This is a genomic window from Campylobacter sp. (assembly GCF_019423325.1).
Taxonomy (GTDB): Bacteria; Campylobacterota; Campylobacteria; order Campylobacterales; family Campylobacteraceae; genus Campylobacter_B.
This window is the reverse complement of sequence record NZ_JAHZBQ010000001.1, coordinates 496,913-518,811: the sequence shown is the minus strand read 5'-3', so window position 1 is coordinate 518,811 and position 21,899 is coordinate 496,913. Positions and strand designations below refer to the sequence as shown.

General features: G+C 47.6%; 20 protein-coding genes. 3 read left to right on the top strand and 17 right to left on the bottom strand.

Going from position 1 to position 21,899, the window contains the following annotated elements; genetic code table 11:
• Positions 1-209: 209 nt before the first annotated feature.
• From QZ367_RS02365 to QZ367_RS02355, 3 genes are all read right to left on the bottom strand, one after another.
• Positions 210-884 carry a methionine ABC transporter permease gene (locus QZ367_RS02365; protein WP_291936836.1) on the bottom strand — a complete coding sequence of 225 codons (675 nt, stop codon included), beginning with the start codon at positions 882-884 and terminating at the stop codon, positions 210-212.
• 261 nt (positions 885-1,145) lie between these two features.
• Positions 1,146-2,981, bottom strand: a complete 1,836-nt coding sequence (locus tag QZ367_RS02360) for a menaquinone biosynthesis decarboxylase (RefSeq protein WP_291936834.1) — start codon at positions 2,979-2,981, stop codon at positions 1,146-1,148.
• Positions 2,982-2,990: 9 nt separating this feature from the next.
• On the bottom strand, positions 2,991-3,980 hold the full coding sequence (locus tag QZ367_RS02355; protein WP_291936832.1) for a hypothetical protein: 990 nt from the start codon (positions 3,978-3,980) through the stop codon (positions 2,991-2,993).
• Between the two features lie 231 nt (positions 3,981-4,211).
• Here QZ367_RS02355 and QZ367_RS02350 point away from each other — a divergent pair, with 231 nt between their 5' ends.
• On the top strand, positions 4,212-4,793 hold the full coding sequence (locus tag QZ367_RS02350) for a hypothetical protein (protein ID WP_291936830.1): 582 nt from the start codon (positions 4,212-4,214) through the stop codon (positions 4,791-4,793).
• A gap of 40 nt (positions 4,794-4,833) precedes the next feature.
• Here QZ367_RS02350 and metG read toward each other — a convergent pair whose 3' ends face one another.
• From metG to mqnE, 6 genes are all read right to left on the bottom strand, one after another.
• Positions 4,834-6,831 carry a methionine--tRNA ligase gene (metG, locus tag QZ367_RS02345; protein ID WP_291936827.1) on the bottom strand — a complete coding sequence of 666 codons (1,998 nt, stop codon included), beginning with the start codon at positions 6,829-6,831 and terminating at the stop codon, positions 4,834-4,836.
• A 27-nt stretch (positions 6,832-6,858) separates the two neighbouring features.
• On the bottom strand, positions 6,859-7,554 hold the full coding sequence (locus QZ367_RS02340) for a type II secretion system protein (RefSeq protein ID WP_291936824.1): 696 nt from the start codon (positions 7,552-7,554) through the stop codon (positions 6,859-6,861).
• 27 nt (positions 7,555-7,581) lie between these two features.
• The gene (locus QZ367_RS02335) at positions 7,582-8,808 is read right to left on the bottom strand and encodes a hypothetical protein (RefSeq protein ID WP_291936821.1); all 1,227 of its coding nucleotides are present in this window, start codon (positions 8,806-8,808) and stop codon (positions 7,582-7,584) included.
• A gap of 112 nt (positions 8,809-8,920) precedes the next feature.
• A complete protein-coding gene (locus tag QZ367_RS02330) occupies positions 8,921-9,370 on the bottom strand; it encodes a phosphoribosyltransferase (protein ID WP_005871628.1) in 450 nt (149 codons plus the stop codon).
• Between the two features lie 15 nt (positions 9,371-9,385).
• On the bottom strand, positions 9,386-10,681 hold the full coding sequence (locus tag QZ367_RS02325) for an NCS2 family permease (RefSeq protein WP_291936815.1): 1,296 nt from the start codon (positions 10,679-10,681) through the stop codon (positions 9,386-9,388).
• An 18-nt stretch (positions 10,682-10,699) separates the two neighbouring features.
• Positions 10,700-11,782, bottom strand: a complete 1,083-nt coding sequence (gene mqnE, locus QZ367_RS02320; RefSeq protein ID WP_291936813.1) for an aminofutalosine synthase MqnE — start codon at positions 11,780-11,782, stop codon at positions 10,700-10,702.
• Positions 11,783-11,923: 141 nt separating this feature from the next.
• Here mqnE and glmS point away from each other — a divergent pair, with 141 nt between their 5' ends.
• The gene (gene glmS / locus QZ367_RS02315) at positions 11,924-13,741 is read left to right on the top strand and encodes a glutamine--fructose-6-phosphate transaminase (isomerizing) (RefSeq protein WP_291936810.1); all 1,818 of its coding nucleotides are present in this window, start codon (positions 11,924-11,926) and stop codon (positions 13,739-13,741) included.
• Positions 13,742-13,801: 60 nt separating this feature from the next.
• Positions 13,802-14,935: a hypothetical protein gene (locus tag QZ367_RS02310; RefSeq protein WP_291936807.1), complete on the top strand. Its 1,134-nt coding sequence runs from the start codon at positions 13,802-13,804 to the stop codon at positions 14,933-14,935.
• A gap of 657 nt (positions 14,936-15,592) precedes the next feature.
• On the opposite strand, the gene tgt is transcribed toward QZ367_RS02310, so the two are convergent.
• From tgt to QZ367_RS02270, 8 genes are all read right to left on the bottom strand, one after another.
• Entirely contained in the window at positions 15,593-16,759 is a 1,167-nt protein-coding gene (tgt, locus tag QZ367_RS02305; RefSeq protein ID WP_291936805.1) for a tRNA guanosine(34) transglycosylase Tgt, read from the bottom strand.
• A gap of 372 nt (positions 16,760-17,131) precedes the next feature.
• Positions 17,132-17,476, bottom strand: a complete 345-nt coding sequence (locus QZ367_RS02300; RefSeq protein ID WP_291936802.1) for a hypothetical protein — start codon at positions 17,474-17,476, stop codon at positions 17,132-17,134.
• Positions 17,466-19,547: a heavy metal translocating P-type ATPase gene (locus tag QZ367_RS02295; protein ID WP_291936799.1), complete on the bottom strand. Its 2,082-nt coding sequence runs from the start codon at positions 19,545-19,547 to the stop codon at positions 17,466-17,468. Before QZ367_RS02295 ends, QZ367_RS02300 begins: the two co-directional genes overlap by 11 nt.
• Before the next feature lie 3 nt (positions 19,548-19,550).
• A complete protein-coding gene (locus tag QZ367_RS02290; protein WP_291936797.1) occupies positions 19,551-20,045 on the bottom strand; it encodes a hypothetical protein in 495 nt (164 codons plus the stop codon).
• Positions 20,038-20,340, bottom strand: coding sequence for a Cys/Met metabolism pyridoxal-phosphate-dependent enzyme (locus QZ367_RS02285; protein ID WP_177386687.1), 303 nt, complete (start codon positions 20,338-20,340; stop codon positions 20,038-20,040). The genes QZ367_RS02290 and QZ367_RS02285 overlap by 8 nt, the downstream gene beginning before the upstream one ends.
• An 8-nt stretch (positions 20,341-20,348) precedes the next feature.
• A complete protein-coding gene (locus QZ367_RS02280; protein WP_291936792.1) occupies positions 20,349-20,840 on the bottom strand; it encodes a hypothetical protein in 492 nt (163 codons plus the stop codon).
• 95 nt (positions 20,841-20,935) lie between these two features.
• A complete protein-coding gene (locus QZ367_RS02275; protein WP_291936789.1) occupies positions 20,936-21,547 on the bottom strand; it encodes a hypothetical protein in 612 nt (203 codons plus the stop codon).
• Positions 21,544-21,861 (bottom strand): HMA2 domain-containing protein, encoded by a 318-nt coding sequence (locus QZ367_RS02270; protein ID WP_291936786.1) that lies wholly within the window; start codon positions 21,859-21,861, stop codon positions 21,544-21,546. The genes QZ367_RS02275 and QZ367_RS02270 overlap by 4 nt, the downstream gene beginning before the upstream one ends.
• Positions 21,862-21,899 lie beyond the last annotated feature (38 nt).

The following is a 21,899-nucleotide window of genomic DNA, read 5'->3' as shown; positions in this document are numbered from 1 at the left end:
AATTTAAACCTTGACGGCAGGCAAAAATCTAACTGCTTACGATATAGAATTTTAAGCGGTATTCATAGCGTTGTAAACCTATATTTTTTATAATTTACAGTTTAGCAAAACAGGCTATGCAAATGAACGGCCTATAGTTTAAGATCTACTTTTTGCAATTTTATACTAATAGAAAATATTTGATATCTCGTTAAGCTACGGGTTTAAGCCTACTTTTTCGTAATTTTATAGAGTAAATTTCCGATGCTTTGTATGATCTGCACGAGTACGATCAGGATCACGACGGTGTATGCCATTATATCGGGGCGGAAGCGCTGAAAGCCGTAGCGGATCGCTACGTCGCCGAGCCCGCCGCCGCCGACCGTGCCTGCCATCGCCGTAAATCCGATGATGACGATGAGCGTCAGCGTAATCGCGCCGATGATGCTAGGTAGCGCCTCGACGAACATTACTCGAAAGATTATCTGCGTCTTGCTCGCGCCGAAGCTCTTCGCCGCCTCGATCACGCCGCTATCTACCTCCAGCAGCGCGCTTTCGATGAGCCGCGCGATAAAGGGCGCCGAGCCGATAGTAAGCGGGACGATCGCCGCGGTGGTGCCGATGCTCGTGCCGACAAGAAGCTTCGTAAGCGGAAAGAGTACGATTAGCAAAATTATAAACGGAAAGCTTCGCAGCGTGTTTATCGCGACGTCCAGCACGGCGTAGACGATGCGGTTTTCGCAGAGCCCGCCGCGACGCGTAAGGATAAGCACAATCGCAAGCACGAGCCCCAAAATAAACGCCAAAGCCGTGCTTACGAAGGTCATATACAGCGTCTCCAGCGTCGCGTTTAGTAGCAGCTTCGGAATCATTCCGCTAAAAAAATTTTGTATCCACTCTATCATTTATGTCCTTTCGTTTTCTGCCTGTTTACGCTATATCGAGCTTTTGCACCTTTTCAAAAAAATTTGAAATTTTAAAATTTCCGCTGCAGCAAATTTTACGCCTTAAAATTTCAGCCCTCGCATGGCGGTAAATTTTATGAAATTTTATCGCCTTTAACTCTAAGTTTAGATGAAATTCTATCTAAATTTAACGCGCAGCCCTTAAAATCAGAGTGTAAAATTTTAAAATTTCAAATCCGTGCGAAATTCCGCCCCGCGTCCTCAAAAAATTTCAAATTTCTTAAATAGCTCGGGCTCATCCTGCACGATGCCGCGCTCTATGAGGCTTGCTACTACTTCGCGGTTGCAGAGCGTTTCCTGCGGCCACCGGCGCGTATAGCCCTCCCACTCGTGCTTACTCGTAGCATCGATGCAAATTCGATCGTCCTGCGTCACAAACACGTCACGCAGCGCATCGATGCTATTTACGACGCGCCAAACGCTCATATAGAGGTTGCTCGCGTCATTCCCCGCATCGGTAAAAATCAAAATTTTAAAATGCTCGCTAAATTTCAAAATCCGCCGCCAGCTCCGCTTTACGAGCTCTTTTTTGTCTATGTTTATTAGCACGAGCGGGTTTTTCGTATCGCAAAAGTGCTGTTTAAGCGCTAAAATAGAGGGCTCTTCGCTTTGAAATTTAGCCAGCAGCTCCTCGTCGCTTAAAATTTGCGGCGCCTGCGAGCTTAAATCAGTAGTCGCATCAATGCCGAGCTTGCCGCCGAAGCAGGAGTTCGGGCTTGCGTGATCGAGCTGATCACACACACCCTCGCTAAAAACAAGGCTGCGCGCGCCTATGCGGTTTAGGACGTACTTCGTAAGCGCCTCGTACTCATCTAAACTCGGCGCGTCCTGTGGCACGAAAACGGCGTGTTTTACGAAGCTCATCTGCCCCACGCCCCAAAACGCGTGCATGATCTGTTTGGCAGCAGCGGGGTAGCGCACGGCGATCTTAGCCAAAATCAAGTTGTGAAATACGCCGTTTTCGGGCATTTTATAGTCAATCAGATCGGGCGCGCTCGTGCGAAACAGCGGCAAAAAGATCCGCTCGGTCGCATACCCCATAAATTTATCCTCAAGCGGCGGCTTACCCACGACTGTGGCGTGAAATACGGGCGCGCGCTTGTGCGTGATCGCGCTAACCTCCATCACCGGAAATGGCTCTACCGGCGTGTAATATCCGGTGTGATCGCCGAAAGGCCCCTCCGGCTCGCTTACGGCGGGATCTACGAAGCCCTCGATCACGTAGTCCGCACCCTCTGGAACGTAAATTTCATTCGTAAGCGATTTTACGAGGCGGGCGGGGCTGCGGCGGATGAAGCCGTAAAGCAGCAGCTCAAAAATCCCCTTCGGCAGCGGCGCCTGACCGCACCAGATATAGAGCGGATCACCACCGATCGCCACGGATACGGGCATCTTGCGCCCCGCTTTGCGGTATTCGTCAAAAAAGCCCGCGCCGTCTTTATGGATCTGCCAGTGCATCCCCAAGCGATCGCGCCCGTAAATTTGCAGGCGGTACATGCCGAGATTTTGCGTTTGCGAGTTCAGATCCTTCGTATAGACCTGCCCCATCGTGATAAATGCGCCGCCATCATTCTCCCAGGTTTTAAGCACGGGAAGCTCGCCCAAATCGACGTCAGCACCCAGATGTGCGACCTGCTGGCACTCGCCGCGGCCGCTAAGGCGCTTTACAAAAATTTTACGCAGCGAGATTAAGTGCGCTAAAAAATCAAGCTTTTCGCTGAAGTTTTGCGGACGCTTCGGCTTTAGCAGGCTCTCAATCTCGGCGGCGATCTCGTCAGGTTCGCGACCGAGGATTAAATTTAATGCAGAAGATGAACCGAAAATATTGCTTAGCACCGGCGGCATCCGTTTGCCCTGCGCGTTTCGCACGTTCGTAAAAAGCAACGCCTGCGAGTGCTCCCTTTTGACCTCGATGTAGCTTGCGTGCGCGATCTCAAGCTCGGTGCCGATCTGCTCCTTTACCTCACGCAATAGCCCGTTTTCGTAAAGCCTCTTTATCCAAAAATTTCTGTTTAAAATTTCATCAAAGCTCTGCATCCGCTGCCTTTAAAAAAATAGATTTTTTTCTTGCGGTTTTTGATTTAGAAACTGCACGATCGCGCTTTTTTCCGCAAAAACCAGCGCGTAATGAAACTCCGGCAGGCTCTTTAGCGCGCTTAGCTTATTAAAGCGAAAGTCGATTTTAACGCCGTCTAAGCGATCCTCCCAGCTAGCGCAGACGATAATTTTTTCGCGGAATTTCGCCCGCAAAAAATCCGCCTCGCGCGCAAAAAGCTCAGGATCGCTCTCGGCAATAAAGGCGCGGTAGCTTCCGCCAAGCGAGCTAACGTTAAAAAATCTATCCACAAAAATCGGCTCAAAATGGCCGAATGCGCTTAAGCTTTGAAATTTAAAGGGTATGTTTTTGCGCGAGAGATACTCGATCACGCCGCATAGCTCGGGCAAAAACAGCTGTGGAAAGATTAAGTTTGAATAATAAAGCCCGCCGAAAACGAAGCTACTGTAAAATATCGAGCCGCCGTAAAGCAGCCTAAAATCCGCGCTAGCGGGAATCGTGACAGGCGAGATACCGAGGCTTTGCAAAAGATCGCCGTCGGTGGTGAAGTAGGTATTTTTCTCTTTGGCATTCAGCAGACTGATGAAAAGCTCGCCCTTGCTGCGCGGCGCAAACATCAAATTTTTCGGCACGCTCGTGTAGCGCAGGATCTCGCTTTGCACTTCGTTTATCAGCACGAAGCCGTGCCGCCACGTCTCGCCCAGAAATTTTATCAGCCGCACGAGCGCCGAGCATAAATTTTCGACCTTGATAAAGGCGATCTCGTCGTTAAGCGGCTTGAAATTGTTATCGAAAATGATCGCGTACGCGCCGTTATCGATCGCGGTGCGCACGTCGCGCTCGTTTGCGCCGAGTGCTATGAAAGCTCCCTTTTTCGCGACCTTTGCGGGCTCGATCGCAAAGCTCTCGACCGCGGAGATCGCAGGATTATTTAGCATCGTTCCGTTTACGATACGGGTTAAATTTAATAAATTTACCATTACGATTTCCCCGCGGCGGAACTTTTAAGAAGCGCGCTCTTTGCGGCGCGGTGCGGCTGCTTTGCGGTAGATGCGGAACTTACGCCGGACGCGGCGGCGTCTTTTGCGGCGATTACGGCAGGTGCGGCAGTATTTTTTTCGATGCGGCGAGATTTTGCGTTCCGAGAGGCACTTTTAGCCGGTACCCATTTTGCGCTTGGCGCGGAAATTTTATTTTGCGCGGCGCTTTTTATGGACGCTGATTTTGCGACAGATGGCGATTTTGCCGTGGATGTAGAGACTACACTTGCTGCGATACTTTTGGCGGTCGATGCGGTTTTTGCGATAGGTACAGGTTTTTTAGCAAGCGGGGATTTTTTTGCGGGCGCGCTTTTTGTCGCTGTGTTTTTTTTAGTAGTGACACTTTTGGAAAGCAAGGCGTCTTTTTTAATGCTTGCGCTAGAAACACCTGCCGTGCGCTTTCTGCGCGACGCGGCGCTTGCTTTAGAGCTCTCGCCATCCGCGCTTGCACGCTTTTTTGTGCGCTCGTCCGTAAATTTATCGGTACGTGAAAACGAGCGCACAACCGCGCGCGTACCGAGCTTTGCACATTTTAAAGCGGCGAACTTCGACAGCTCGCAAATGCCGAGCGTTAAAATTTTACGCGCCGCAAATTTTAAAGCAACACCTGCGCCGAGCTTTAGCGCCAAGGGTGTGCTCACGCACGCAAGCCCGCCTGCACCGATCTTTGCGGCAAAGCCACAGCGACGGCAAAGTTTTAAAATTTTATCCGAAGCGCCGCTTTTTTGCGCGCAGAGCCCAGCCGCGCCGTAGATAGCGAGCTTTGAAGCCTTGCGCGCTAGAGCCCTCATCGCTAACCTACGATCGCGCCGTTTTTTACGGGTGCGAGAGTGCTAAGCAGCGTAAGGCTGCCGTCCTCGGCGCTTAAAATCATACCCTCGCTGCTATGTTTAAAAATTTTAGCGGGTTTTAAATTTGCCAGCACGCAGATCTGCTTGCCGACAAGCGCGGCGGGATCGTAAAATTTCGCGATACCGCTGATGATTTGACGCGGCCTCTCCTCCCCTAGATCGATCATAAATCGCAATAGTTTCTCGCTGCCCTCTATGTTTTCGCACTCCAAAATCGTGCCGACTTTGATAACGCATTTTTTAAAATCGTCGATTTTAATCTGCGCTTCAGATGCCGCGCCTTTGGCTTCTTGCGCCGTAGCGCCCGAGCCGGAAGCGTTTGCGTTCAAGTTTAGCGCGCCTTTTGCGGCAGTGTCTGCGCTCGAACAGCTTGTAGAATTTACAGCGCCATCCAGTCTATCGTAGTCCGCCTTCGGCATCAGCTCGTGATCGATCTTGGTAAAAAGCGGCTCGCACGGCTTAGCCTTAAAATCTAAAATTTCGCCGCGAAGTACGAGCTTTTCATAAAGCGGAGTGGATATTTCAAAGCCCAGCGTGTCTGCGATACGAGCCGCCGTCTTCGGCATCGCAGGACTTAGCAGTACGGCGACTTTAGCCAAAATGTTTGCGACCAATGCGACGAGAGCCAACGCCTTAGCCTGCTCGCCGTTTTTAATCAAATTCCACGGCTCGTATTTCGCGATCGAAGCGTTTGCGAGCGCAAGCGCCCTCCAAAGCTCCTCTAAATATCTATTGGTAGCAACCTCCTCAAGCGCGCTAATTGCGGCGCTCAGATAGGAGTTTGCTTCCTTGATCTCGGCGGTGAAAAATTTCATCACGTCTTTGGAATTTATGACGTAATCCGAGTATTTTGCGCTCATGCCGACGATGCGGCTGAGTAGATTTCCAAGCTCGTTGGCAAGCTCGGAATTTACGCGGTTGATGATCGCTTTTTGCGAAAAATCGCCGTCTTGGCCGAACGGCACCTCTCGCAGCAAGAAATACCTAAACTGCTCCAGCCCGTAGGCGTTTGCGACCTCGCGCGGATCCACTACGTTGCCAAGGCTCTTGCTCATCTTTTTGCCGTCGCGCGTCCACCAGCCGTGAGCTGCGATGCTGCGTGGCATATTTAGTCCCAGGCTCATCAAAAACGCAGGCCAATAAACGGCGTGAAAGCGCAAAATGTCCTTGCCTACGATATGCAGCGCGTCGCCCCAATACTCCATCCGCTCGCCGCCCGCACAAAATCCGAGCGAGCTAAGATAATCCATCAGCGCGTCCAGCCAAACGTAAATCACGTGTTTCGAATCGTTTAGCTCGGGCGGAATTTTAACGCCCCAATCAAAGCCCGTTCGCGTAATCGAAAGATCCTTCAGTCCGCTTTTTACGAAGCTTACGACCTCGTTTTTTTTGCCTAGCGGCAGGATGCACTTTTCATCCTCGTACCATTTTAAAAGCCGCTCTGCATAGGCGCTAAGCCTGAAAAAATAGCTTTCCTCTTTTAAAATTTTAGTCTTTTTGCCGCAGTCGGGGCAATACTCGCCGTCGATGAGCTGAGCGGAAGGGAAAAAACTCTCGCAGCTTACGCAATAGTTGCCCTCGTATTCGCCCTTATAAATGTCGCCCTTTTCATACATCTTGCGAAATACGTTTTGCACCGCCGCCTCGTGCGCGGCATCGGTAGTGCGCGAAAACATATCGTAGCTGATGTCAAACTCGTCCCACAGGTCTTTAAATTTAGCGCTTACGCCGTCTGCGTACTGCTTTGGGCTCTGAGCGTGCTTGGCTGCGGCCTCCTCGATCTTTTGACCGTGCTCGTCGGTGCCCGTTTTAAAAAAGACTTCGTGTCCTTGCAAGCGGTAAAATCTAGCCATCGTATCGGCGATAATCGTCGTGTATGCATGACCGATATGCGGGACGTCGTTTACGTAATAAATCGGCGTCATTATGTATTTTTTCATTATTCTCCTTAAGTGTGTAGGATTATCCTACTGCCCTCCGGGACCGGTATTGGAAGCCAAAGTATAATTTACATATCCGGTCTCGGGTTGGATGGTAATAAGGGCATGCTCGCCTGCGCTGTTAGTAAGTGTAATAACGCAAGGAGCTACAAACATCCTATCATATGGCACGGCAGAGTCTGACACTTGCCCCATAGGGCGCCCGTAGGAATCAAAGACTATAGTTTGATTTGCCCGATCTCCACAATTAGTAAATTCGACATTTCTAATATCGTAAGTTTTGCTTAAATTCAGCTTCTTATTGATTCTTTCAGCATTTCTATTTATCGCTTGGTTTTGAAAGCCTGCACTTAGAATTTTATTTGGATTTTGCGGATCTATGGCAAAATCAACCCTTGATAAATCAGACAGATCCGCACTACCGTTAGGATTACCGCTCATAGTGCTATCATAATACACCGTATAAGTCCAACCCTCTGCACTTCCTTTGGCTGTAGTTTCACTGAATTGAATTCTCCAAAGTTTCTTAAACCAATTCGGATCGTCGGGATCGAATTTATTATCGTTCATCGCAAGCTGCTGCGTGTAACGAATATGAGCAGCGACTTGATCCGCCGCCTCCACTAAACTGTTTCGATTGATTTGAGGCACTGCCACGGCCGCTAGAATTCCAACCACCACGATGATGAAAATCAGCTCTATCATAGTAAATGCTTTTTTCATAATTTTTACCTTTCATAAAAATTTTGTTTATATTTTAACATAAAATTTCGCAATTCGCACGCCTCGCTTGTAAATATCTATATTTTGTATCGAATTTTTATGATCCGAGACATATTCCGGCTCATCCGCATAGATAAAAGCGCTATCCCCGCTAGGCAGTCCGTAAAATTTTAGGCGCAGACAGAGCCTCTCGTCTTCGCATCTTACGCTTTTTACTCCGCGATTTTTTAACTCACTTGCCAGCTGCCTAGCTACATCAAATTTATAGATAAAATGCCGCTGCGGTTTGTTTGCGAACATCGCCTCATACATCACGTCGCTGAAAATCACTGCAAAATAACTCACTGCTAAGCTTACCAGCGTTACACCCACGGCGATCTTGTGAAAGGTGCGAAATTTAGGCAACCTGACGCGATATGAGTTAAAAAGCACGCGGATAATCAAAGGCGTAGCGATGACGCAATACGGCAGCATCATCTCAAGCGCCACGCGCTGTCTTAGAGAAAAAAGCATCGTCAGACAAAGCGCGCTCGTAGCGATGAACCAAAGCAGGCTCTTTTCCTCTTTGATCCAAATTCTATAGATCGTGTAGATGAAAAATAAAAACACGAGAGGCGAAAACGCGCCCGCAAAAACGCCCACGGTGTCCAGAAAATACCCCTTCGGCTTGCCCTCCGAGCTTACGTCGTAAAAGATCACGCTGAAGCTAAATAGCGCTATGCACAGTAGCAAAAGCTCCTTTTTGCGCATATAAAGCGCCCAAATTCCAAAGCCTACGTAGAGCATAAAAAATGCGCGGTCGATCAGGGCGCAAGCGGACAGAAGCACGAAAAGCGCGATATTGTATTCGCTCTTTGCAAAATAGATCGCTAGCAGCGTGAAAAAAACGATGATGCCCGCGGGATTTAGCAAGATCGCGCTACTCATCGACGCAGGGAGCGCCATAAATAGCGCCGTAGCGACCACTCTATCGAAGCGGCGCTTTAGAATAAATTTTGAAATTTTATAGATCATCGCGGCGTTTGCGAAGTGGATCAAAATAAACGGCACGCGCAGGGCGTAGTCGTTGCGCCCGAAAATTTCGCAGCTTAAATTTGCGATTAGCGAAACGAGGGATTTTTTATCGTAAAAAATTTCGGCCTCGTAGTAGCTGATGCTTAAATTTGAGATCGCATAAAGCAAAAATATGCCCTGAAACAGGCACATTATGGAGATCACGAAAATTTCGTTTTGATAAAGCTTCTTCACTCTCATCCTTGCTGCGGGCGCTTTAAATTTACGGCCTAAATTCTACGGCTTAAATTTTATAAAATTTAAGCCGTAGAATCCTTTAGAATTTAGCCGCTAAATTTAACCGCGCGCCGCTTCATTCCTCTATCGTATAATTTTCCCAAAAGAAATTTATCCACTCATCCGTCTTTGAAATTTTAAAATCGGGTTGGATGAGCGCCTTGGGTTTGTAAAAAATCACCGCCGTTTTAAGCTCTATTTGCGGGAATTTCTCCAGCAGCACGCGCTTGATCTCGACCATGCTGTCGCCGCTGTCGATGATATCGTCCACCAGTAGCACGCGCTTGTAAAGCTCTAGATCGGGCACGTTGAAAACGTCGATGGTATCGAGCTTTTTGGTATCTGCGTAGTGGATGGAATTTATCGAAAATATCGTCCGCATATCAAGCGCATTGGCTAGCGCGTGGCCGAATGTGAGCCCACCCCTAGCGATCGCCACGATCGCATCGGGCATAAATTCGTCCCTAACCTGCTTTGCTATAACTCTTGCATCGCGATCCATCTCGTCAAAACTATAAAATCTCATATCTTTCCTTAAAATTTAATGCATTAAAAATACTAAAACGCTAATCGCGCCAAGCGTCAAAACGCCGAAATTTAAATCTTTTATCCTGCGCTGAGCGAGTCTAACTACGATATAAGCGATAAAGCCGAAGCTTAAGCCGTTGGTGATCGAATAGGTAAAAGGCATCAAAAATACTATAAAAAACGCAGGGATTAAAATTCCAGCGTCGCTATAATCGATCTTGCCAAGCTCGCTAAACATCAAAACCCCGACCATTACGAGGATCGGATAGATCGCATTTGCGGGAATCGCCTTAAATAGCGGTAGCATAAACAGCGTCAGCACGAAAAACATAGCGCAAAATACCGCGGTAAGCCCCGTGCGACCGCCCGCTTCTACTCCACTGGCGCTTTCGGCAAATGCAGTGACCGTGCTTGTGCCGATAACGGCTCCTGCGACGCTACCTATCGCATCGGAGGTTAAATTTCTAGATAGTTTTTTCATGCCGTCTTTGCTATTCTCTCCAAAAAGCCCCGCGCGGTTTCCCACGCCGGTGAGAGTGCCGATGCTATCGAATAGATGCGTAACGAAAAATGTGATTATAAAAGGTACGAACGCGAGCTTTAGCGCTCCGGGGATATCTAGCTTAGCAAATATCGGCGTTATGCCGCTTGGCGCGCTTACTATGCCATGCGGTGCGGGCGAAATTCCAGCCACCCACGCAACGCACGAAGTAATCAAAATGCTTAAAATAAAAGCGGCTTTTACCTTAAGCACAAAGAGCACAAGCACGACCGTAAGCCCGAAAAGCCCCAGCAAAACGTTCATATCTTTAAAATTTCCAAGCGTAACCAGTGTAGCTTCGCTGTGCGCGATGACGCCCATCTGCTTAAGTCCGATGAAGCAGATAAAAGCGCCGATACCCGCACTTATGGCGCGACGCAGATCAAGCGGGATCGATCTTATGACCCAAATACGAAAATTCGTAAAAGAAAGTACGGTAAAAAGCGCCCCGCTTATCGCTACGATGCCAAGCGCGCTCTGCCACGGCAGCTTCGCATCCACGCACAACGCAAAGGTAAAATACGCATTTAGCCCCATGCCGACGCTAAGCGCTACGGGGGTATTTGCAAAAAGCCCGTTAAATAGCGTCGCGATTATCGTAATAAGCGCGGTTGCCGTAACCAGCGCATCAAACGGCATGCCTGCGATGCTCATAATGTTAGCGTTTACCGGCACGATGTAAATCATCGCCAAAAACGTAGTAAGCCCTGCGATAAGTTCCTGCCTTACCGACGTTTTCGCGGCGGCGAGATGAAAGAATTTCTCCACTTGCTCCTCCTTTAGAATTTATTCGTAAATTTCGATCTGATTATACAAGCTGTCGCGCTCTACGGGCACAAAGCCCGCCGTGCCGATCATATCGATAAAATCGCGCTTGCTCTGCCCTTTTTTGCTGCCGGCGCCGGCGCTGCTTTGAATGCTTTCGTTCTCGATCGTGCCGTCAAGATCATCCGCGCCGAAATCCTGCGCTACGAGGGCTAAGCTTAGCGTCGAAGTTGCCCAATACGCCTTGATATGTGCGACGTTATCAAGCAGAATTCTACTAATCGCGATCGTTTTTAAAATTTCGACCGAACCCAAAAAGCCCTTCACGTCCAGATAGTTGTTCTCGCGCTGATACACGAGCGGGATAAAGGCATTGAAACCGCCGCCGTTAGCACGAGCCAGGCTCTCATCTTGCAGCGCGCGGATGCGCAAGATGTGATCTATGCGGTGCGCGCGGCTTTCGATATGTCCAAAGAGCATCGTGGCGTTGCTCTGACGCCCGCGAGCATGCCACAGCGAGTGGATTTGCAGCCACTGCTCGCTTGAGACCTTGCCTTTGCAAATTTTATCCCTGATCTGCTCGTCGAAAATTTCGGCGCCGCCGCCCGGCATCGAATCCACGCCGCTTTTCATCATCAGCTCTATCGTCTCTTCGTAGCTCATCTTCCACTTTCGCCGCCAGTAATCGATCTCTGCCGCGGTCATCGCCTTGATATGCAGAAGCGGATATTTTTGCTTTATCGCTCTGAAAATTCCCAAATATTGCTGCGGCGTAACGAATGGATTGTGCGAGCTTACGATATGAATCTCCTTCGTGCCGCGCGCTACCGTCTCATCCACGATACGCATGATCTCATCATCGCTCATCGTGTAGGCGTTTTCGTTCTTGCGGTGCGCCGAAAATGCGCAAAATTTACAGGTATCTGCGCATAAATTTGAAGGATTGATATGACGATTTGCGTTGAAATAGACATTTTTGCCATTTTTTTCTTTGCGAATTTTAAAGGCGAATTTGCCCAGATCGAAAAGATCTAAATCCCATAATTTCACGCCGTCTTCGTAATTTAATCTCTCGCCGCTTTGTAGTTTTTCTAAAATTTCCATCGATTTCCCAAGCCAAATTTTGTGCTAATTATATAATTTTTTGCTTACAAAACGGATAAGCGGACTAAATTTAGAACCGAATTTCGTTAATTTAAAATAGCGTAGTAAAATGGGCGCCAAATTTTAAACAAGGAAAGCAAAATGTGTGGAATCGTAGGCTACATCGGAAATGAAGAGAAGAAAAAAATCATAATAAACGGACTGAAGGAACTCGAGTATCGCGGATACGACAGCGCTGGGCTTGCCGTGATGGATGAGAGTGCGAATATAAAGTATTTCAAAGCAGTCGGCAAGCTGAATAATCTCGAAGAAAAGATGAAAGATTTCACTTCGCAAGGCTTTGGCGTTGCGATCGGGCATACTCGCTGGGCGACGCACGGAAAGCCTACTGAGCTTAACGCGCATCCGCATTTTGGAGATTTTAGCTTCGTCGTGCATAACGGCATCATCGAAAACTACATCGAGCTAAAGGATGAGCTCGAAGCGGACGGCGTGAAATTTTTAAGCCAGACCGATACCGAAGTGATCGTGCATCTTTTCGAGAAAAATTTCAAGGCTAGTAACGACGCATTTAAGGCATATGAAGCTACAATTAAACGACTAAAAGGCGCATACGCAACGCTTTTAATCACCAAGGCAGCACCCGGAGAAATTTTCTTTGCTAAAAACGCAGCTCCGCTAATCGTCGCAAAAAACGATAAAAACGAAATTTTCTTTAGCTCCTCAGACGCCCCACTCATCGGGCTTGCGAATACGGCTGCATATCTGGACGATCAAATTTACGGCGTTGCAAAGCTTGGGCAAATCGACATTTTTAAAAACTCTAAACCGCATAATTGCGCCTTTAGTGAGCTTCCGAAGGATAAAGGCTATGCACAAAAAGAGGGCTTTAGATTTTTTATGGAAAAAGAAATTTACGAGCAAGCGCAAGTCGTAACCGAAGCGATGATGGGACGCGTGATCAAGGGTGGCAAGATAAAATTTGACGAACTTGATGCGGCGATGTTTGAGGGCATCGACGAGGTCGTGCTATGTGCCTGCGGTACGAGCTATCACGCCGCGCTCGTAAGCTCGTATCTTTTCGAGCGCATCGCTAAAATCCGCACAAAAGTGGAAGTCGCCAGCGAATTCCGCTACAAGGAGCCGTTTTTAAACAAGAATTCCTTATTTATCGTGATCTCGCAAAGTGGCGAGACCGCCGATACATTAGAGGCGCTGCATATCGCTAAAAAAGCCGGTCTTAGGACGCTTGCGATCTGCAACGTCGATAACAGCTCGATCGTGCGCATGGCAGGCAGCGTGATCCTCACCCGCGCGGGCATCGAAAAGGGTGTGGCATCTACGAAGGCTTTTGCAACGCAGGTTATGGTGCTATGGATGTTTGTGGTGTATCTTGCAAATCTGCGCGAAGTCATCTCGGTGCGCATGAATTCCGCTGAAATTTCAGCGATGCTTCATATCCCGCAAATTTTAAAGATCAAAGACGGCTTGCAGGATAAAATTTACCGCATGAGCAAGCACTATCTGCACGGACACGGCTTTTTCTTTATCGGTCGCGATATTTTCTATCCACTCGCTCTTGAGGGCGCACTCAAGCTCAAAGAGATCTCATATCTGCACGCGGAGGGCTATCCGAGCGGCGAGATGAAGCACGGACCTATCGCTCTTGCCGATTCTAATCTCTTTACGGTTGCGCTGATGCCAAAGCATTTGCTCTACGAAAAAACGAAAAGCAACGTCGAAGAGCTTGCCGCGCGCGATGCGTATATTTTAGCTATCAGCCCGGAAGAGCCCGAGATCGCGGATGATTTTATCAAAACGAGCGAGCAAAGCCACGCGATGAGCGAGTTTTTTGAGATGATGATAATTTTACAAATTCTAGCTCTTGAAATCTCCGTCAGACTTGGCAATGACGTGGATATGCCGCGGAATTTAGCCAAAAGTGTGACCGTAGAATAATCGTTTTTTAAGTTCATTTTGACTAATATTTCTCATTAAAAAATCGGGGAATGTTAGTATATGAGACTTATCGGATTTATTAGAGGTGAAAATGTCATAGTCGCCACGGGCGGGGTCGAGTATAGCTACGAAATGCTAGGCGAGCGCGATCCTAGCCTAACCGACGGCGATGAGGTAAGCTTCGACACGCTAGCATCCAGCGCGATAAATATAAAGCGCGTCGAGGGCTCTAAATCCAAAGACCGCGTAGCGCAAAAAGTAACCCCACAGCCAAAAGAATCTGCAAAGCAAAACGATGAAATTTTTGGCGATAAGGATTTTAGAGAAGACAATATATCCGAAGCGCCATCCTTTCAAAGCTCCACCGAAAATATTACGAACGATATATCTGCCGTAAAAGAAACGAAGGTCGCAAAAAAATTTAATAAATTTAAATTTAACCGCAAAGCCAAGCCTGCTAGTGCAAAAAAACCGAAATTCTTTGGATTTGAGTTCGTCCAAACCGACGATCTGCGCACTACGCAAAGCGTCGAGAGTAAAATTTATACTTCATCTATCCGTAAGGAAGGGCTTAAATCCATAATCCTGCCCATAGCGCCAATAGTCATTATTTTGATATTCCGCTCACAAATCGCAAGCATATTTCTATCTTTTTCGCAGATCGAAGCTTACGTCAATCAAGATACGGTTTATATGGTGATGGATCTGCTGATTTTCCTCAGTTTTGCGCTATTTTATCTGCTGCCGCTTAACCGCGCGATAAACCTACTCTCCATAGCGACACACGATCAATACCCGATGCGTCAAATGGCGAATTACAACGTCTTTATCATCCTGTGCGTCATCTCTACGATCCTGCAGGATAAGAGCCTGGGGCTGGATGAGTTCGAGCAAATTTTCATCTGCGGCGTGATCGGATTTGGGCTCATTTCGTTTTATTATAAGTTCAAGGCGTTTGCGTTTATGTTTTTCAAAACCGCAGGCTCAATCCTATTTGCCCCCGCGCTGCTTGTGGAGCTCGTAGCTATTATTTTCATCGGCATCGGCGACCGTTATACTGGCGCGTCGATGAAATTTATGGAGCTTACGGGGCTATTTTTTGCTAGCACGGCGTGGAGGTACATCATAATTTTTATCGTTATGTCGCCGCTTTATTTCCTTGGATTTTGTATGCTAAGGCGGATTAAAAAATAATTTTACAAAATTTTGCCGCAGATTTAGTTACGATGAAATTCTACTATGATAGAATTCCACTCAAAATTTCATCGCAAAATTTAGCACGAAGACAGAATTTAGCGAGAATTTGAACTTTATCAAAGTAAAATTTTATCGCAATAAAATTCCATAATTTAGGCGCAGATCGCACGTCCTAAAGCAATATACGTGTTTTTTTACGCGCAACGCTCGTTTGCAAAAATACACCAATACTGCGAATTCCGATACAATGTCCCTCTTTTATTTGACAAAAGCCATAGCAATTTTACATCGCGTCTGTAAAATCCTACCGCTAAATTCCATCTTTAAATCTCGCGCGCTCAACACATATCAAAGCAGAATTTTATCCACGCAATTCGGCGCGAAATTCAAAGCTAAATTTTATCTCATATTCTACGGCGAAATTCCAAGACATAGCTCTATCATAATAAAATTTTGCTGAAATAAAATTCTAATTGATGCCAAAGCCTAAGTGCGAAATTTAAAACTACAAGCTCCACGCTACACAGCTCTTAAAATTTCACTGCCCAAATTTTGTCGCGTTTAAATTTAACCGCGCGCCATATTAAAATTCCGTCCGTCGCCGCGGCTAAATTTAACTATCGCGCTAAATTCCATGCCCTCGCCCGCCGAAATTTAATCCCGTGCCGTGTTTCGTGCGGCGTAGAATTCCCGCCTAAACTCAGCAAACCGCCCGCACATTATCGCCTCTCTCATATCCGCGGCAAGGCGCAGGTAGAAGTGCAGATTGTGAATGCTCGCGAGGCGGTAAAAGCTAAGCTCGCGCGCGCGAAATAGATGATTTAGGTAGCCGCGGCTGAAGCGTTTGCACGTGTAGCAGTCGCAGTGCGGATCGATCGGATCGTGATCGCTGATAAAGCCCGCGTTTTTGATGCTAATCTTGCCAAAGCTCGTAAATAGCGTGCCGTTGCGGGCGTTGCGCGTAGGCATCACGCAATCGAACATATCCACGCCGCGAGCGACGTTTTCGACGAGATCCTCGGGCGTGCCGACCCCCATCAAATACCGCGGGCGCGCCGCATCGACGTATGGCATCATAGCCTCTACGGTTTCGTACATCAGCTCGTTTTTCTCGCCCACGCTAAGCCCTCCGATCGCAAGCCCGTCAAAGCTCATCTCACACAGCGCTTCGGCGCAAAATTTGCGAGCTTGCGGGTCGGTGCCGCCTTGGATGATGCCGAAGATGTTTTGATGAGCGTGCAGGCCGCGAGATTTCATGGTCTCGTGATAATCTATCGCCTCGCGAGCCCATTTTATCGTGCGCACGACGCTTAGATCGATACGCTTTTTAAGCCGCGATCTATCATCGAAGCTCAATGCGCCCGGCTCGCGCGGCAGCTCCACCAAATCATCCAAAATCATCATAATATCGGAGTTTAGCTCATACTGCGTATCCAGCACCGAGCGCGGCGTGAAATAATGCGTGCTGCCGTCGATGTGGCTTTTAAATCTTATGCCGCCCTCGTCGTTTTTAGTGTTTGCGCGCAGACTGAAAGCCTGAAAACCGCCGCTGTCGGTCAAAAAGCTGCGGGGAAATTTCGTAAATCCGTGCAGCCCGCCGAAGCCCGCCACCACCCGCGAGCCGGGGCGCAGATACATATGATAGGTGTTAGCAAGGATGATCTGCGCGCCTAAAAGCTGCTCTACGTCCGTCGCATCGAGCGCCTTGACCGCGCCCACGGTGCCGACCGGCATAAAAACGGGGGTGCGGATCGTGCTATGCGCCGTGCGAATCGTGCAGGCGCGCGCCGCGCCGTCTGCGGCGTCTATTTGAAAATCCATCTTGATCCTTTAAATTTAGCTTCTTGCGCGCACTCGGCGCAAAATTTTAAAAAGCGATTGTAGCGAAATTTAAATTTGCGGCAGGTAAAGGCGGGTTAAATTTAAAGGATATTATGAAGCGTTTGCGGATTAAAATTTAAGTAGCGGAATCGCCGCAACTGCAAAACGTAAAATTTGCAAGCGAAACTATGACCACAAAATTTGAAAATACAAATTCGATTAAATTTACGAAGTGAGATTATTGATAGCAAATTTAGCTGAAAACGGTGCAAATTTGACCGCTTACGACGTTTTATTCGGCGGCTGCGTCTAAAGAAATTTAGCGGCTTTAGAGTTTCTTTGCACTTTCAAAAGCCGCGACGCACTATGCCGCTAGGCGCTTTTGCGGGCGTGAGGCTTTCTTTTTGTCGGCGCGCTTTTTGCGGAGACGCTTTTGCCGTCCGATAAATTTTGCAAGGCTAAATTCGCTTCGGATCTCTTCCTGCCCCGACCCTTTGCTTTTCTATTTTGTAAAAACTCGCTGTACGGCGAGCCGTAAAGGCTAGCGTGCCAGATCGCGCATCCTAGCATCACTATGCCGGAAATTTTATGCAGCTGCGACATACGCGAGTTCATATTCAGCGCGGTTAGAGCCGTGATACCCATACTCACTCCCAGCGCCATTTTAGCCGCTTTGCGCTGAAAATTTAGATCCAAAATTTTATCTTCAATGCTCAAATTTTACCCCTTTAATGGAATTTAGTAGTAGCCCAATCGTCGTGCCGTTATGCAGCAGCGCCGTAGCTACAGGACTTAGCGCGCCGAAGGTCGCCAAAAATAAAATGATCGAATTTATCCCCACGGTGGCGTTGAAATTTCGATTTACGAGCCGTAGCGTGTCGTTGGCCAGCGCCTTTACCTGCGCGACGCCCTCGATATCGTTTTTCAAAAGCCCGATCTGAGCGGAAGCCTTGGCGATCTCGGCGCCATTTAGCATGCTGATGCCGATGTCCGCCTTCATCAGGCTCGGCGCATCGTTTATGCCGTCGCCCACAAAGACTACCTTTCGCCCCTCAGCTTTTAACTGCTCTAAAATTTCGGTCTTTTGCGTCGGCAGGAGCTCACCGTAATAGCGATCTACGCCGAGTTTTTTGGCTACGGCGCGGGCTTTTGATTTCACGTCGCCGCTTAGCATGACGATCTGCTCTGCACCCAACTCGCGGAGCCTAGCGATGACGGCGCGGGCGTTTGCGCGCACCTCGTCTCTAAGCCCGATGAGCCCCAAAAGTCTGCCGTCAAATGCGATGTAAAGCAGCGCGAGCCCCTTTTGCATCGCAAGATCGATGGTCTGCTCATGCGCCGCAAACGAGATCATCTCGTCATCCTCCAGGAAGTGGCGCGAGCCGATGATGAGCTTTTTGCCCTCGATACTGGTCTTTACACCGTGAGCGACGACGAATTCTACCTCGTCGTGGTGTTTGTGGATAAAACCGTGCTTTTTAGCCGCATCCACGATTGCCTCGGCTACGGGATGAAAGTAATGCTCCTCGGCGCTTGCGGTTAAATTTAAAATATCGTTTTTACCGAAGCGCTCGTCAAACGATATGATCTCGGAGACTTCCAGGTTGCCGTACGTAAGCGTGCCCGTCTTGTCAAATACGAAGGTATCGGCGGCCGCAAGCGACTCAAGAGCCTTGGCGCCTTTGATCAAAATCCCGTTCTTGCCCGCCTTTGAGATGCTCGACTTAAAAGCAACCGGCGTAGGTAGCTTAAGCGCGCACGAGTAGTCCGCCTGCAGCACCGAAGCTACGCTCATAAAATTTCGATTTATCAGATAGGACACGCCCGCAAGCCCGAAGGTTACTGGAACGAGCTTGTCGGCCAGGTGGGTCGTATGCATGCCAATGCTGGAGCGCTCGTTAAGAGATGCCGTGATGTAGTGCTTAATGCGCTGCGTAGAAGTGTTTTCGCCGACGTTTTCCGCCCAGATACGGATCCTGCCCTCCTCCACTATCGTGCCGCTTAGCACGCTATCGCCGCGAGATTTTTTCACCGCGACCGACTCGCCTGTCATATTGGCTTGATTTATCATCGCTTCGCCGCTTACGACGTGTCCGTCCACGGCTATAACGTCGCCCGCTCCCACGACTACGATATCGCCTACCTTTAGCTTAGAAGTTGCGATTTTGACCTCGGTCTTTTTGCCGTTTTGATCTATCTCGACCCACGCCTCGGCAATATCCGGGCGGGCGAGCTCGCGGATCAGATCGTCGCTTTTATAAACGGTGCTCTCCTCCATATATTCGCCAAGAGCAAGCATCGTATTGGTGCTGTTTGCGGCAAATACATCGCCGCGAGCGAGCGAAATCCCGACAGCGGCAGCCTCCAAGCCCTTTGAAGTAAGCCCGTGGCGGAAGCTTTCTTTAATGCCCTCTTTTAAGATAGGCATGCACGCCACGATGCTAAATGCGCGCGCTAAAGGCGAAGTGCGGAAGATTAAATTCCCTCCCAATGCGAGAAGCGCTAAAATAAATTCGTTTTTGCTTGGCAAATTTTTATGGCTAGCGGGGATAATTGATTTTAATTCGCTTAAATTTAAAGCCACAAGTTGCCTTAGAATTCCTGCCTTATTCGCACCCTCGTCAAGCTTAAGGATCAAAGAGCCGATTTTAGCGTTAAATCTAGCTTCCGTTACGCCTTCAAGCCTCGCAGCAGCTTTTTGCAGCGCGCTCGTATCAAGCCCTTTAAAGCCCGCGACCTTTATGCGTAGTCTAGTTTTAGTCTCATGTAAAATTTTAAAATTTTGCATAAACTACTCTTGCATCTCTGCCTTGGCGTCTTCGAATCGCTCCTTCATCTCTTCGATGCCCATCTGAAACATCTCGGTACCCTTTGCGATGAGCTTAAAAAGCTTTTTTTGCGCGTTTTCGTCAGTTAGAAAATAGGTCGCTGCGGCCCCCAGAACGATGCCTGTGATAAATGAGTTGCTACCAAATAAGCCGTTCGCGTTTTGCCTGCTACCCAGGGAATTAAAAATTCCACCGGAAGTGGAATTTTGTGAGCCCTGGGTAGAATTTACGTCGCTTGAGCTTGGAGCGGCGGAATCTTTATTATCCGAGTTATTGCTGGAAGCAGAACTATTAAAAGGTGCAGAATTTACCCGCTCGTTTATCCATTTTGCCCAGCCGCCAAGCTTATCATCGCCGTCAAAGCCGCCCGCAGAGCCGCTAGAATATTTATTGCCACCAAAATCGTAATCGTCTAGAATTTCTTTCAAATCTTTTTTTGTGATATACGGATTACTCATTGCCTACCTTAAGAATAAAATTTCTACCCGCAATGAGCGCGCCTACGCATACTGCGACGCCTGCCGCTGCGCGTAGATACTCGCCTTGTACGAGCTTATTTGCGCTGTAAATCGCGCCGCCGCCGATGATACCGCCGCTTAGCGCAATATCTAGCGCATCGCGAATCGCTTTAGATTTGCTCTTGCCTTCTTTGGCTTTAACGAGCTCTACGGCGCAACCGCCGATCGCCCCTGCTATAGCGCCGCTTAAAACGTGATCCAGCGGCGAACGCTGTGTCGTAAGTGATCTATTCATTTAGGCCTCTATTTTTCTGATTTATCGTCTGCGGACGTAAATTTAGCCGAAGAATTATCGTCCATTTTTACGATCTGCGGGATATTAAGCGGAGTAGTAGATACTACGGATGTCTCACCTACCGGTGTTGCGCCAGTCTTAGCGCTCGCGGTGGATTTTTTAGTTCTTTTAAATCCAGGTTTTGGTCCCGGTTTTTTTCTAGTTTTTTTTGCAGTGCTAGTTTCAGTGCTAGTGCTACTTGTCGCAGCTTTTTTACCGCCAGACTTTCTTTTACCTTTTACCGCCTCAGCGACATCGTCTAAGCCTTCTTTGGCTTCCGCAAAAATTTCTTTTGATTTTTTGCTTAATTTTTCCGCTCCGCCTTTGACGCTATTTTTTAGCTCCTCGACGCTTTTGCTATTTACGATTTTATTCGCACCTTCTTTGATTTTATCTCGATTGTTATAAGCGTAAACCGCCGCGCAACCAAGCGCAAAACCTGCTAGAAATGGGATCGGCATTTCATTCTCCTTGTGTTAAGATTATAAAGTTATTTTATCAACTTTACATAGATTTTGATATTATAGCGACTTTTTTAGATTTTTGCAATCCTAATTTAATTTTTCTGCAAAATTCCTTTAATTAGATTAGAAAATGCACTATTTAAGATATTTTGCAAATCGTATTTTTGAAATATCCGCTCTAATTCCTGCGGATTTTTTAAAATTTCATTTAACAAATCAGTTAAATTCAAAGAATTTAAATCAACCTCGCATTTAGAATTTAGTTTCTTTAAAATCGGCAAAATTTCATTATACGAAACTGCCTGCGCCTTATGCAGCAGCTCTTTAAATTCCGCGTTCTTGCACGAATTAATTAAGTCGTCATAAAACATCATAGAGCTTTTTTCTATCAAAAGCGCGGAAGCCAAAAACTCATTCATACCTTTTGCAGCCAGCGCCTCACTGCTATTTTCAGGAGGCGTAGCGCCAAGTCCGCAAGAATTAGTAAAGTCTAACATCCGCTCAAGTAATCCAGCTCGTAAAGATAGAATTTCTCCTAGCTTTTTATCTTGAAATTTAACTGCGCCCAACGAATAAAACTGTAAAATTTGTGCCTCTTTTTCGAGCAAAAGAGCGATATCTGCAATTTGCGCCTCATTTAAATTTCGAGATTTATTAGAAATTTTGCGCGATTTTTTGGTACTACGTAATGCTTCTTCGCTCAAGAAATCGCCTCGATATTAGAATTTACAAGCGCTACTAGCTCAGGCGAACTGATGCCGCTTAAAAACTGCTCCCAAAGGTGCATCGGAAAAACGCTTTCATCATAATGAATCGTCAGCGAGCCGATTAGAGAGTTAAATTTATACTCTTTTATCCCGCGAATTGCAGCTATTTTAGCCTTTAGGCTCTCTTCGCTCACGCTATCTCGCAACTCTCTAATTTTAGGACTTACGCGGATACGAATACGACCTTTGCTGTGGCTGATTTTGCTAAAATATTTATGAAATTCCAAAATATCGTTGTGATTTATTTTCATATTTTTCCTTAAATTTGCACCCAAATAATATCATAAAT

Excerpts from the sequence above, each read along its gene's own strand:
- QZ367_RS02310 (WP_291936807.1), top strand. The coding sequence starts at position 13,802 with ATGAGACTTATCGGATTTATTAGAGGTGAAAATGTCATAGTCGCCACG.
- QZ367_RS02335 (WP_291936821.1), bottom strand. The coding sequence starts at position 8,808 with ATGAGAGTGAAGAAGCTTTATCAAAACGAAATTTTCGTGATCTCCATA.
- QZ367_RS02340 (WP_291936824.1), bottom strand. The coding sequence starts at position 7,554 with ATGAAAAAAGCATTTACTATGATAGAGCTGATTTTCATCATCGTGGTG.
- metG (WP_291936827.1), bottom strand. The coding sequence starts at position 6,831 with ATGAAAAAATACATAATGACGCCGATTTATTACGTAAACGACGTCCCG.
- QZ367_RS02360 (WP_291936834.1), bottom strand. The coding sequence starts at position 2,981 with ATGCAGAGCTTTGATGAAATTTTAAACAGAAATTTTTGGATAAAGAGG.
- QZ367_RS02290 (WP_291936797.1), bottom strand. The coding sequence starts at position 20,045 with ATGAGTAATCCGTATATCACAAAAAAAGATTTGAAAGAAATTCTAGAC.
- QZ367_RS02270 (WP_291936786.1), bottom strand. The coding sequence starts at position 21,861 with ATGAAAATAAATCACAACGATATTTTGGAATTTCATAAATATTTTAGC.
- QZ367_RS02365 (WP_291936836.1), bottom strand. The coding sequence starts at position 884 with ATGATAGAGTGGATACAAAATTTTTTTAGCGGAATGATTCCGAAGCTG.
- glmS (WP_291936810.1), top strand. The coding sequence starts at position 11,924 with ATGTGTGGAATCGTAGGCTACATCGGAAATGAAGAGAAGAAAAAAATC.
- tgt (WP_291936805.1), bottom strand. The coding sequence starts at position 16,759 with ATGGATTTTCAAATAGACGCCGCAGACGGCGCGGCGCGCGCCTGCACG.
- QZ367_RS02280 (WP_291936792.1), bottom strand. The coding sequence starts at position 20,840 with ATGCCGATCCCATTTCTAGCAGGTTTTGCGCTTGGTTGCGCGGCGGTT.
- QZ367_RS02285 (WP_177386687.1), bottom strand. The coding sequence starts at position 20,340 with ATGAATAGATCACTTACGACACAGCGTTCGCCGCTGGATCACGTTTTA.
- mqnE (WP_291936813.1), bottom strand. The coding sequence starts at position 11,782 with ATGGAAATTTTAGAAAAACTACAAAGCGGCGAGAGATTAAATTACGAA.
- QZ367_RS02350 (WP_291936830.1), top strand. The coding sequence starts at position 4,212 with ATGGACGCTGATTTTGCGACAGATGGCGATTTTGCCGTGGATGTAGAG.
- QZ367_RS02330 (WP_005871628.1), bottom strand. The coding sequence starts at position 9,370 with ATGAGATTTTATAGTTTTGACGAGATGGATCGCGATGCAAGAGTTATA.
- QZ367_RS02295 (WP_291936799.1), bottom strand. The coding sequence starts at position 19,547 with ATGCAAAATTTTAAAATTTTACATGAGACTAAAACTAGACTACGCATA.
- QZ367_RS02355 (WP_291936832.1), bottom strand. The coding sequence starts at position 3,980 with ATGGTAAATTTATTAAATTTAACCCGTATCGTAAACGGAACGATGCTA.